General features: G+C 62.0%; 9 protein-coding genes. All 9 read left to right on the top strand.

What is annotated here, in order from left to right; all coding sequences use genetic code 11:
* On the top strand, nt 1–473 hold a 473-nt coding region (locus RFM40_RS24225), incomplete at its 5' end, for a hypothetical protein (RefSeq protein WP_320278378.1).
* A 609-nt stretch (nt 474–1,082) separates the two neighbouring features.
* Nucleotides 1,083–2,714 (top strand): cytochrome-c oxidase, cbb3-type subunit I, encoded by a 1,632-nt coding sequence (gene ccoN, locus RFM40_RS24220; protein WP_320253016.1) that lies wholly within the window; start codon nt 1,083–1,085, stop codon nt 2,712–2,714.
* Complete coding sequence (gene ccoO, locus RFM40_RS24215; protein WP_320253015.1) at nt 2,705–3,436, top strand: cytochrome-c oxidase, cbb3-type subunit II; 732 nt, start codon at nt 2,705–2,707, stop codon at nt 3,434–3,436. Before ccoN ends, ccoO begins: the two co-directional genes overlap by 10 nt.
* A 13-nt stretch (nt 3,437–3,449) precedes the next feature.
* Complete coding sequence (locus RFM40_RS24210; RefSeq protein WP_320253014.1) at nt 3,450–3,599, top strand: cbb3-type cytochrome oxidase subunit 3; 150 nt, start codon at nt 3,450–3,452, stop codon at nt 3,597–3,599.
* A gap of 2 nt (nt 3,600–3,601) precedes the next feature.
* Nucleotides 3,602–4,465 carry a cytochrome-c oxidase, cbb3-type subunit III gene (ccoP, locus tag RFM40_RS24205; protein ID WP_320253013.1) on the top strand — a complete coding sequence of 288 codons (864 nt, stop codon included), beginning with the start codon at nt 3,602–3,604 and terminating at the stop codon, nt 4,463–4,465.
* 200 nt (nt 4,466–4,665) lie between these two features.
* Nucleotides 4,666–6,225 (top strand): cytochrome c oxidase accessory protein CcoG, encoded by a 1,560-nt coding sequence (gene ccoG / locus RFM40_RS24200; RefSeq protein ID WP_320253012.1) that lies wholly within the window; start codon nt 4,666–4,668, stop codon nt 6,223–6,225.
* Nucleotides 6,222–6,719: a FixH family protein gene (locus RFM40_RS24195; protein ID WP_320278377.1), complete on the top strand. Its 498-nt coding sequence runs from the start codon at nt 6,222–6,224 to the stop codon at nt 6,717–6,719. Before ccoG ends, RFM40_RS24195 begins: the two co-directional genes overlap by 4 nt.
* A complete protein-coding gene (locus tag RFM40_RS24190; RefSeq protein WP_320278376.1) occupies nt 6,716–8,989 on the top strand; it encodes a cation-translocating P-type ATPase in 2,274 nt (757 codons plus the stop codon). Before RFM40_RS24195 ends, RFM40_RS24190 begins: the two co-directional genes overlap by 4 nt.
* On the top strand, nt 8,986–9,141 hold the full coding sequence (gene ccoS / locus RFM40_RS24185) for a cbb3-type cytochrome oxidase assembly protein CcoS (protein ID WP_320278375.1): 156 nt from the start codon (nt 8,986–8,988) through the stop codon (nt 9,139–9,141). Before RFM40_RS24190 ends, ccoS begins: the two co-directional genes overlap by 4 nt.
* Nucleotides 9,142–9,485: the final 344 nt, after the last annotated feature.

Genomic DNA, 9,485 nt, shown 5'->3' with positions numbered 1-9,485 from the left:
CGGACCGGGATTTTGCTACCGGTTGTCAAATTTCTCTCTCCGGTTTTTCCAACTTAAACACCTCATGGAGTCAGCCGCGGTTTCAGCGGGATCGAGCCGCGGGGAGAAAACCGCTGTGCGGGGTTGACCCACGCTTTCTATTCGAACCCAAACTGCCGACGACAGTATGTCTCCCTTTGAAGTTGCGCGAAGACCTCTCGTATAGCCAGGCCTACACCTGGCTTGCAAGTCGCCCGACGATCGCCCGCGCAAACATGTCGTACTGGCATAGTCACGATCCGATGAATTCACGTCGAATGACGACGTTGTCGCCGGGGGAGGCGAATATCCTCTTTGGCCATCGGGGCAGTACGGTGCCACAGATGACGGCCCGGATTGCGGCATGGGGGCGCGATTTCATCCCGCGCCTGGCTGCAACCTCGTCGGATCATGAATACGATCGCTTTATTGAGAAGGAGGGGCCAAAAGCGTAGCGATGGATGACCAGCCAGGGGCAACTCCAAGAAAGTTGAGCAAGGTTTTCCGTCCGCGGCGTTCCGCCGAAGGCGTGACGTGGTCATGAAATAACCTTCTGACCACCTCGACATCAGCGTACCGCGGTTGAAGTAGATAGCGAGCCGATCGCCGGCGTCGCCAGAGGCGACCAGCGGTCCCGTCCGATCCGAGCGGCTCGCAGCGTCGGGGACAAAGGCCTTGGCACAGATTGCCAAATGTTTGGTTTGGCCAGCAATGTTGCCGCGTGTCTTGGTTTTGCCATTGGCCCGGCTTCGGGGCGGTCGCGCTTCGCCAATCCTGTCGACGTCGGCAAGCCATCGGCCATACTTCGCAGCCCCACTGGCGTCATCAGATTGCCCGCGATTGCCACCACGCCGCAGCGGCCCGGGGAGGGGGCCTTGTTGCAGTAAGCGGGCTTCGTCGTGCCGCGCTCCTCCTTCAATCGCCACCTTGTCATCGCACCGAACTCGATGCTGCCAGAGGTAAAATCGTGCGGCTCTGACATGGATCAGGGCAAACAGGCCGCGACTGCGTAATTGATGCGACGCGGATTGGCGTCCGCCGGAATTTCCAGATCGGGACTTGCGATGAAATTTGGCACAGAGATCGTCCTTCTAGGCCTTTTTGCTTTTGGCGCCCTCGTAGCCGCCGGCTTCGGGGTGGATGAACCATTTCGCCAGCACATGTGGGTTTTGTTCTTCGCCGTGGCTGGCTTCAACGCGATGCTGATGCGCAACACCGAGTTCAAGCCCGCGGCGCCGATCGACCCTTCCGCCTACATGGATGGACCGATCCGCTACGGGGCCATCGCAACGGTGTTCTGGGGTGTCATCGGCATGCTGGTCGGCGTCGTCATCGCTCTTCAGCTTGCATTCCCTCACCTCAACATCGAGCCTTGGTTCAATTTCGGCCGGCTGAGGCCGCTTCATACCTCCGGCGTCATCTTCGCCTTCGGCGGCAATGCGCTTCTGTGCACATCTATGTATGTCGTGCAGCGCACGTCCCGCGCCAGGCTGTTCGGCGGCAATCTCGCCTGGTTCGTGTTCTGGGGTTACCAGCTCTTCATCGTCATGGCCGCGACCGGCTATCTGCTGGGCATCACCGAAGGCCGCGAATACGCCGAGCCTGAATGGTACGTCGACATCTGGCTGACAATCGTGTGGGTCGCGTATCTGGTCCTTTTCCTTGGCACCATCCTGAAGCGGAAGGAACCGCATATCTACGTCGCCAACTGGTTCTACCTCTCCTTCATCATCACCATTGCGATGCTGCACGTGGTCAACAACCTGTCGATGCCGGCTTCTTTCCTGGGGTCCAAGAGCTACTCCGCCTTCTCGGGCGTTCAGGATGCGCTGACGCAGTGGTGGTACGGGCACAATGCCGTCGGCTTCTTCCTGACGGCCGGCTTCCTCGGCATGATGTATTACTTCGTGCCGAAGCAGGCGAACCGCCCGGTCTATTCATACCGTCTATCCATCATCCACTTCTGGGCGCTGATCTTCCTCTATATCTGGGCCGGGCCGCATCACCTCCACTACACCGCCCTGCCAGACTGGGCGCAGACGTTGGGCATGGTGTTCTCGATCATGCTTTGGATGCCGTCCTGGGGCGGCATGATCAACGGCCTGATGACGCTCTCCGGTGCCTGGGACAAGCTGCGCACCGATCCCATCATCCGCATGATGGTCGCGGCCGTCGCCTTCTACGGCATGTCGACCTTTGAAGGGCCGATTATGTCGATCAAGACCGTCAACTCGCTCTCGCACTACACGGACTGGACCATCGGCCACGTCCATTCGGGCGCGCTTGGCTGGGTCGGCATGATCTCGTTCGGCGCGATCTACTACATGGTGCCCAAGCTCTGGAACCGCGAGCGGCTCTATTCTACGCGCCTCGTCACCTGGCACTTCTGGCTGGCGACCCTTGGCATCGTCGTCTACGCGGCCGTGATGTGGGTTTCCGGCATCATGCAGGGCCTGATGTGGCGCGAGTACGACGAGCAGGGCTTCCTCGTCTATTCCTTCGCCGAAACGGTCGCCGCCATGCATCCCTACTACGTCATGCGCGCCGCCGGCGGCGCCATGTACCTCTCCGGTGCACTGATCATGGCTTGGAACATCACAATGACCATCTTTGGCCACCAACGAGAAGAGGATCCGATGCCGGGCTCTGTCGCCGCCCTCCAGCCTGCGCGATCAGGAGCCAGAAAATGGGCTTGATGGACAAGCACGCGCTGATCGAGAAGAACGCCACGCTACTTCTCGTCGGGTCCCTGCTGGTCGTGACCGTCGGCGGCATCGTCGAGATCGCGCCGCTTTTCTATCTCGAGAACACGATCGAGAAGGTGGAGGGCATGCGCCCCTACACCCCGCTCGAGCTCGCCGGCCGCAACATCTATGTGCGCGAGGGATGCTACCTCTGCCACAGCCAGATGATCAGGCCGTTCCGTGACGAAGTGGAGCGCTACGGCCATTACAGCCTGGCGGCCGAGTCGATGTACGACCATCCGTTCCAGTGGGGATCCAAGCGCACCGGGCCGGACCTGGCACGCGTCGGCGACCGCTACTCCAACAGCTGGCACGTTCAGCACCTCACCGATCCGCGTTCCGTCGTGCCGGAATCCATCATGCCGAGCTATGGCTTCCTGAAGGATACACCGATCGAGGTGAAGGACTTCTCCATGCACCTCGTCGCCAACCGGCGCGTCGGTGTCCCCTACACCCACGACCTGGTCGTGCAAGCCAACGCCGATCTGATGGCGCAGGCCGATCCCAACGCCGACACGTCCGGACTGGAAAGCCGCTATCCGAAAGCCAAGGTCGGCGACTTCGACGGCAATCCGCAACAGGTCACCGAGATGGACGCCCTGGTCGCCTATCTGCAGATGCTCGGCACGCTCGTCGACTTCAAGAACTACGACGAAGCCGCCGGCTACCGCTGAGGAGAACAAACCGATGGAATACAACCTGATGCGCGAGTTTGCCGACAGCTGTGGCCTGCTTGCCATGGTGCTCTTCTTTGCTGGATGCGTTGCCTTCGCGCTCAGACCGGGCGGTCGCAGTCAGGCTCATGAAGCCGCACACATCCCCTTCAAAGACGACTGATCATGAGCACGCAGTATATCGATGATATGTCGGGCATCTCAACCACCGGTCATGAGTGGGACGGCATCAGGGAACTCAACAACCCCCTGCCGCGGTGGTGGGTGGTCACCTTCTACGTCACCATCGCCTGGGCGATCGGCTACACCATCGCTTATCCGGCTTGGCCGATGCTGACCTTTGCAACAAAAGGTGCGCTCGGCTATTCAAGCCGCAATGACGTCAACAACAAGATGGCTGCGGCCGAAGCCGCCAAGGCCAAATATGTCGCGGCGATCCAGTCCAAGAGCGTCTCCGAAATCGCCGGCGACGACGCGCTGCGCGAGTTTGCCGTCTCGGCCGGCGGCGCGGCATTCAAGGTCAACTGCGTGCAATGCCACGGATCCGGCGCGCAAGGTTCGAAAGGATTTCCGAACCTTAACGATGACGATTGGCTGTGGGGAGGCAAGACGGGAGAGATCCAGCAAACGATCACGCACGGCATTCGTTTCACCGCGGATGGTGACACCCGCCAGTCGGAGATGCCTGCCTTCGTCGATGTGCTCAAGCCCGAACAGATCGCCCAGGTCAGCGCTTTCGTTGCCAGGCTCTCGGGGACCATCAAGGACAAGAGCCTGATTGAGCCCGGCGCCAAGGTCTTCGCGGAAAACTGCGCTGTCTGCCATGGTGAGAACGCAAAGGGCAACAGGGAATTCGGCGCACCCGATCTGACCGATGCGATCTGGCTCTATGGACCAGGCGAGACGGCGATAGCCGCCCAGGTGCGCACCCCGAAACAAGGCGTGATGCCAGCGTGGATCGAGCGCCTCGGCGAGATCAAGGTCAAGGAACTTGCAGTCTATGTCCATTCGCTTGGCGGCGGAGAGTAGGCGGCGGCCTATTCTCGGCCCTCCCCCCGCCAAGCGACGAGGCCCGGCGCGAGCCGGGCCTCGACCGAATTGCGGCAGTCCGCGATTGAACTTCCTCAACGCGACGCTGCCCGCCATGCGGCAAGGGTTGCCCGACCATCGGCCAGAACCCGTGGCCGAGTGTCGGCCGGGAACATCGTCGCTGGTCACCGGAGCTTCTCGTGCTTGATAACAAGCAGATAAAATGGCTCGAAGCCGAAGCGGTCAACTCCGCCACGACACGCCAGCCGCTCTATGCCGCGCGCAAGAAGGTCTTCCCCAAGCGCGCCTCCGGCCGTTTCCGCCAGTTCAAATGGCTGGTCATGGCGATCACGCTCGGCATCTATTATCTCACGCCCTGGCTGCGCTGGGATCGTGGCGCCTTCGCCCCCGACCAGGCCGTTCTCATCGATCTGGCGAACCGTCGTTTCTACTTCTTCTTCATCGAGATCTGGCCGCAGGAATTCTACTACGTCGCCGGCCTGTTGGTCATGGCCGGCGTCGGCCTGTTCCTCATTACATCGACGATCGGGCGGGCCTGGTGCGGCTATACCTGCCCGCAGACGGTCTGGGTCGACCTGTTCCTAGTCGTCGAGCGCGCCGTCGAAGGCGACCGCAATGCCCGCATGAAACTGGACGCCGCACCATGGACCGCACGCAAGCTGGTCCTGCGAGCATCGAAGCACGCGATCTGGCTGGTCATTGCGGTGGCCACCGGCGGCGCCTGGATCTTTTACTTCGCCGACGCGCCTAGGTTGCTCGGCGAAGTCGCCACCGGAACCGCCGCGCCCGTCGCTTATGTCACCATCGGCGTTCTGACCGGAACCACCTATCTGTTCGGCGGGCTGATGCGCGAGCAGGTCTGCACCTACATGTGCCCGTGGCCGCGCATCCAGGCCGCCATGCTCGACGAAAATTCGTTGACGGTGACCTACAACGACTGGCGCGGCGAGCCGCGGTCACGCCATGCCAAGAAGGCATTGGCCGCCGGCCAAGCGGTCGGCGACTGCGTCGACTGCAAGGCCTGTGTCGCCGTCTGCCCGATGGGGGTCGACATTCGCGACGGCCAGCAGCTCGAATGCATCACCTGCGCGCTGTGCATAGACGCCTGCGACAACATCATGGATAAGCTCGGCCGCGAACGCGGGCTGATCTCCTACGCGACGCTTTCCGACTACAACACCAACATGGCCATAGCGACGGCAGGCGGCACCCGCCCGATCGATCCCACTCTCGTTCGGACCGCCGGCGGCGCTTTCTCCGACAAACTGACGCATTTCCACGTTCACAAGATCTCTCGTCCGCGCACCTTTGTCTACATGGGCTTGTGGTCACTGGTCGGCATCGGGCTGCTCTTTTCACTGATGACCCGCAACCGGCTCCAGGTGAACGTACTTCACGACCGCAACCCGCAATTCGTGACGCTGTCCGATGGATCCATTCGCAACGGCTACACTGTGAAGCTGCTAAACATGACCCCTGAGCCGCGAACCATAGTCGTCACGATGCAGGGACTGGAGGGCGCGCAAATGAACCTCGTTGGCTCTGACCTGCCCGCAGGCCGTTCCTTCGCTATCCCCGTCGAACCCGACCGCCTCAAAACGTTGAAAATCTTCGTGCGCCAGCCCGCCAATCAGCTCCGGGGCCAGACACAGACCTTCACGTTTGTCGCAAACGACCAGGCCGGTTTGGAGTCGGACCGATACATCGCCACCTTCAACGCGCCGGAGACGACCAGGTGAGCACTAAAACAGAGCAACCTCGCGAATTCACCGGCCGGCACATGCTTCTCATCATCTCGGCCTTTTTCAGCGTGGTTGTCAGCGTTAATGCATTGATGGCGACGCTTGCCAGTACAAGCTGGACCGGGCTCATCGTCGAAAACGCCTATGTGGCGAGCCAGCAATTCAACAAGAACGCGGATGAAGGCCGCGCTCAAGCGGCACTTGGCTGGAAGAGCCAGTTGACCATTGCCGGTGGCGAGGTTCGCTACAGGCTCGCGGATGCGGCTGGCAAGCCTGTCGCATTGCATGGCGTCAAGGTGCTCTTTCGTCATCCCGCCTACGAAGCCGAGGACTACTCCATCACTTTAGCCCTTGCCTCCGGTCAGGAATACGCGGCCCGGCATACGCCCCGCAATGGCGTCTGGATCGCTGAGGTGCACGCGGACGCAGGTCTTGCGAAGCCCTATCGGGAAGTCCGCCGAGTCATCGTTTCCAATGGGGCGTTGCAATGAGTTGCTGTGCACCTGGCGCCGAGATGGTTCCGGATCCAGGCAGGGTGACGCCGGACTTGCCCTCAAACCAGGAAATCAGGCTGGCAAGCCGCCGTCTTGCCGACGGCATCATTCAGTCGGACTTGTCGGTCCCGACGGTCCACTGCGGAGCCTGCATCCAGGCGATCGAGGCAGCACTCGCAAAACTCGACCGCGTCGAGAGCGCGCGCGTCAACCTATCGACGAAACGGGTGTCGGTGCAATGGCGCGAAGGTGAGGTGCCGCCGATCATAGCCACGCTCGAAGGACTGGGTCATCCGGCGCACCTCTTCGAAGCCGACGGCGACGAGAAGGACGCGATGCTTTCGGGATTGGTCCGGGCAGTCGCGGTCGCAGGCTTCGCGGCGGGCAATATCATGCTGCTCTCGGTCTCTGTCTGGTCGGGCGCTGAAGGGCCAACCCGCGATCTGTTCCACTGGGTCTCGGCGCTGATCGCCATTCCCGCGCTTGCATTCGGCGGCGGCATCTTCTTCCGGTCGGCCTGGAATGCGCTGCGACATGGCCGCATGAACATGGACGTCCCGATCGCTGTCGGAGTTTCGCTCGGCTATGCGATGAGCCTCTACGAGACAGTCATTCATGGCGAGCACGCCTATTTCGACGCGTCGGTATCGCTGCTGTTCTTTCTGCTGATCGGCCGGACGCTCGACCACCTGCTGCGCGAACGGGCCCGAACCGCCGTCAAGGGCCTGTCCCGGCTGGCTGCCCGCGGTGCCATGGTCTTGCGCGATAACGGTGCACGCGACTATCTGCCGGTCGGCGAGATCGAACCGGGCATGCATGTGTTGATCGCCGCTGGCGAACGGGTACCCGTCGACGGCAGGATCGTTCAAGGCGCGTCGGACATTGATTGCTCGCTAGTCTCGGGCGAGAGCACGCCGCTAGACGTCGACGCGGGAGAACTGGTCCAGGCCGGCATGCTCAACCTGACCGGCCCGCTGACTGTCGAGGCGATCGCAGCCGCCAAGGATTCCTTCCTGGCGGAAACGGTCCGTCTGCTGGAGGCCGCCGAGGGCGGCCGCGCCCACTATCGCCGGATCGCAGACCGCGTTGCCGTGCTTTATGCGCCGGTGGTACACCTGACGGCATTCGCGACGTTTCTTGGCTGGATGGCCGCCAGTGGAGACTGGCACAGGGCGATGACGATCGCCATCGCCGTCCTGATCATAACCTGCCCCTGCGCACTCGGCCTTGCCGTGCCCATCGTCCAGGTTGTCGCCGCGCGACGACTGTTCGACAACGGCATCATGGTCAAGGACGGGTCGGCCCTGGAACGCCTGGCGGCCATCGACACGGTGGTCTTCGACAAGACGGGCACTCTGACGCTGGGAAAACCCCGGCTCGTCAACAGCTCGTCTATCGATCCGGCCATGCTGGCCATCGCCGCCGCGATGGGCGCGCATTCCCGCCATCCGCTTTCGCAGGCGCTCGCCGGCCTCGCGAGCCCGGCCGGGCAGCCGACGTTCAATGAAGTGAGCGAGCATCCGGGTTTTGGCATCGAAGCGACTGCCGCGGGCGGAACCTGGCGCTTGGGCAGGCGGGGATGGGCCGGCAGCAAGGGTCGGATCGGTGCCGACGGAAAAACCGGTGTGACGGTGCTGACCCGAAACGGAAGGCTTGTCGCATCCTTCGAATTCGAGGACGCCTTGCGGGCGGATGCGGACACGGTCATTGCGCAGTTGAAACATGCCGGACTTACGGTGGAAATGTTGTCCGGCGATACGGTCGCCGCATGCGCCGTGGTCGCCGACGCGCTAAAGCTCGACCGTTTTACCCCCGCTCTCGTGCCCTCGGTAAAGGTCCAGCGGATCAGGCAGCTGACCAATGATGGTCACCGGGTCTTGATGGTCGGCGATGGCCTGAACGACACGCCCGCGCTGGGCGCGGCGCATGTCTCGATCGCTCCGGCCAGTGCCGCCGACATCAGCCGCAACGCTGCGGATTTCGTCTTCCTTCGCGAGAGCCTATGGGCGGTACCCCTTGCCTTGGACGTCTCGCGGAAGGCGGGTCGGTTGGTCCGCCAGAACATCGCCATCGCCATCGTCTATAATGCGATTGCCGTGCCGATCGCTATTTTTGGACACGTCACTCCGCTGATCGCCGCCATTGCCATGTCCGCCTCGTCGCTGCTTGTCATTGGAAACGCGCTGCGCCTGCAAGGCTTTGCACCTACCACGACGGTTCCTTCGGCAACGCGCGCGGGCATTGGCGCATGGGTGCGGCCCTCATGACCACGCTCGTCTACCTATTGCCAGCAGCGCTGTTCCTTGGCGCGCTTGGGCTATCCGGCTTTCTATGGGCGTTGAGGAATGGTCAATACGAGGATCTCCACGGGGCCGCTGAGCGCATCCTCATCGACTGGGACGACAAGCTGGAACGCTGACCTGATCACTGTGCCGGCAATTGTACGGATGGCGGTGGTCAGCCGGGTCGACTTGGTCGGGGCCAGACTACCAAGGCTCCCACAGCGAGCTCGCCAGCGACGTTCAATTAGCCCTGCCGCTCGAAGGACTTGTCGCCCGTTCCTCCGTGCAGGCGGCTGACGTGACAAACTACCTCGCATGGCAGACAGGAGCGTCCGATGTTTGTTTAGAAATTCTGCCGAGCCGATGCGACGGGCGCGAAGAACGGATCAGCCAAGATTAAGTTTGCCGAGCGTACGCCGCAGCGGCGCCCGTCATTCCAGGCTGACGTGACCACATGGCCGACATTTTCTTGGGCCGTTGA

The sequence above is a fragment of the Mesorhizobium captivum genome, from assembly GCF_033977165.1.
GTDB lineage: Bacteria > Pseudomonadota > Alphaproteobacteria > Rhizobiales > Rhizobiaceae > Mesorhizobium > Mesorhizobium captivum.
This window is presented reverse-complemented; position numbering and strand designations above follow the sequence as displayed.

Excerpts from the sequence above, each read along its gene's own strand:
- ccoN (WP_320253016.1), top strand. The coding sequence starts at position 1,083 with ATGAAATTTGGCACAGAGATCGTCCTTCTAGGCCTTTTTGCTTTTGGC.
- ccoO (WP_320253015.1), top strand. The coding sequence starts at position 2,705 with ATGGGCTTGATGGACAAGCACGCGCTGATCGAGAAGAACGCCACGCTA.
- RFM40_RS24210 (WP_320253014.1), top strand. The coding sequence starts at position 3,450 with ATGGAATACAACCTGATGCGCGAGTTTGCCGACAGCTGTGGCCTGCTT.
- ccoP (WP_320253013.1), top strand. The coding sequence starts at position 3,602 with ATGAGCACGCAGTATATCGATGATATGTCGGGCATCTCAACCACCGGT.
- RFM40_RS24190 (WP_320278376.1), top strand. The coding sequence starts at position 6,716 with ATGAGTTGCTGTGCACCTGGCGCCGAGATGGTTCCGGATCCAGGCAGG.
- ccoS (WP_320278375.1), top strand. The coding sequence starts at position 8,986 with ATGACCACGCTCGTCTACCTATTGCCAGCAGCGCTGTTCCTTGGCGCG.